The organism is Synechococcus sp. H70.1 (assembly GCF_047502705.1).
Taxonomy (GTDB): Bacteria; Cyanobacteriota; Cyanobacteriia; order Thermostichales; family Thermostichaceae; genus Thermostichus.
This window is the reverse complement of record NZ_JANSIV010000003.1, coordinates 1-2131: the sequence shown is the minus strand read 5'-3', so window position 1 is coordinate 2131 and position 2131 is coordinate 1. Positions and strand designations below refer to the sequence as shown.

Here is a 2131-nt window from a genome sequence, read left to right as displayed (position 1 = left end):
AAACCGGTGTAGAGCCACAGCGGCAAGCCAGAGGTACTGACCTCAAACTGTAGCCGCTCCAGGGCCTCTGCCGCAGGCAGGAAGCGAGCCCAGCCCCTGCGTCGGGGCAGTAGATCGTAGAACTTAGTCTCCGGCGGCAGCCCCGCCAGTTCGGCTGCCCAAAGGCGAGCATCTTCTTCGCTTCCCAAACGATCAACTACCCCCAGGTGCAGAGCCTGCTCGCCACTGAAAATGCGGCCATCAGCAAAGGTTTTGACCACATTCACGCTCAGTCGTCGCGCCGCTGCAACGGTGTGCACAAACTGGCTGTAGGTGATGTCGATTAGCTCTTGGAGGATGTTGCGCTCTTCGGGAGTCAGCTCACGATCAAAGGAAAGAATATCTTTGTAGGGACCGGACTTAATCACCTTAAAAGAAATCCCAATTTTGTCCAGCAGCCGTTCGAGGTTGTTGCCGCGAATGATAACACCAATGCTGCCGGTGATGGTGCCAGGGTTGCTGACAATTTTTTCCGCTCCCATGGCAATGTAAACTCCCCCTGAGGCGGCGATGTTGCCAAAGCTGGCCACAATAGGAATACCTTTTCGCTCTCGCAGGCGCACAAGGGCGTTGTAGATTTCCTGCGAGTCCGCCACTGTCCCGCCTGGGCTATCGATGCGCAGCACCACAGCAGGGATCTGCTTTTCCTCCACCTCCTTCAAGGCTCTGAGAACCCGCTCCCGGGTTTTGCTATCGATAACTCCTGCTACCTCAATGCGGCCAATTTGCCGACGTAAGCCACCCGAGAACCATTGCTTCAGCATAGATAAAGAGCGGCACAAGAATAAGCCTGTACTTCCTATCATGGAAGGTGCTTGGCAGCTGGGTCAACCAAGCAGCTCAGATATTGCCGTACACTGGGATCGCTGCTCCTCTGAGATCTCGTGCTGCTTCGGAAACCAAAAAGGCAATCACCCGGCCAATCGACTCCGGCTTTACCCACAGCTCCGCCTGCTCGGAGCCCATGGCAGCGCGGTTGGCGGGGGTGTCGATGATGCTAGGCAAGATGACGTTGGCCGTGATGTCCATCCCTTTGGTCTCGGCAGCAATGGTGCGGGTCAGGGCCACGACTCCGGCTTTGGAAGCGCAGTAGGCGGCCAGTTGGGATCCGGGCTCCACTGCCCCTCGGGAGGCCACGGTCACGATCCGCCCATAGCCCTGTTGCCGCATTTTGCGCAGGCTGTGCTTGCAGGCCAAAAACGTGGTGGTGAGGTTGAGGTCAAAGTCACGTCGCCAATTTTCTAAGCTGTACTCGTGGGTGGGGCCCATGGCAAAGCCGCCCACCAGGTGCACCAAGCCATCGACGCGGGGCAGATCGTCAACGAGTTGGGCTACGGCGGCTTCATTCAGCAGATCCACCTGCACAAAGCGCACCCGCTCTAGGCTCTGGGCTGGCAGGCGCTGCCGCAAGCCCGCCAGCTCCTCCTCTTGGCGGTAGGTCAAGGTCAGCTCTGCCCCTGTGTCCAAGAGCACGGGGGTTACTCCCAACCCCAGCCCGCCGGTACCGCCAGTTACAAGGATTTGCTTGCCTTGGTTGTTGAGCATGGGTTCCTGGGAAGCTTTGGGAACTTCTTCCTCACCCTAGCGCGTTTTCCCTGCCAGAAACGGCAGCCAGCTTAGGGGTCTGCTCCAGTAGCAGATCGCTCAGGGCCAGCCAATCCGGCAGATCCAGTTCTTCGGCGCGGGCCGTGGGGCTGAGGTGGAGCTGGGCCAAGGCCGCAGCAACAACCTGGCGATCCACCAGGCCCTGCAGAGCATTGACCAGCTGCTTGCGGCGGCTGGAGAAGCCCCGGCAAACCAGCTGGGAGAACCAGCAGGGATCGCGGGCGGGAGTGGGGGCGGGGCGGGGGGTAAGGCGAACCACCGCCGATTCCACTTGGGGAGGGGGCTGGAAGGCGCTGGGGGGCACGCGGCAGATAAGCTCGCACTCGGCTAGGTAACGCACCCGTACGCTTAGGGCACCGTAGGCTTTGCTACCAGGGCCGGCCTGCAGGCGCTCAGCCAGCTCTTTTTGCACCATCAAGATGATGCGCTCAACCTGCCTCACTGGCTGGGCGGGGGATCCCAAAACTTTCTCTAGAATGGGGCCGGT

At 60.0% G+C, this 2131-nt stretch carries 3 protein-coding genes; all 3 read right to left on the bottom strand.

Going from position 1 to position 2131, the window contains the following annotated elements:
• Positions 1-803 (bottom strand): signal peptide peptidase SppA (gene sppA / locus NW827_RS00120; protein ID WP_414503186.1); only part of this gene is annotated, 803 nt, incomplete at its 3' end.
• Positions 804-879: 76 nt separating this feature from the next.
• Complete coding sequence (fabG, locus tag NW827_RS00115; RefSeq protein WP_414361575.1) at positions 880-1584, bottom strand: 3-oxoacyl-ACP reductase FabG; 705 nt, start codon at positions 1582-1584, stop codon at positions 880-882.
• A 31-nt stretch (positions 1585-1615) separates the two neighbouring features.
• Positions 1616-2131 (bottom strand): ribosomal RNA small subunit methyltransferase A (locus NW827_RS00110; protein WP_414503185.1); only part of this gene is annotated, 516 nt, incomplete at its 5' end.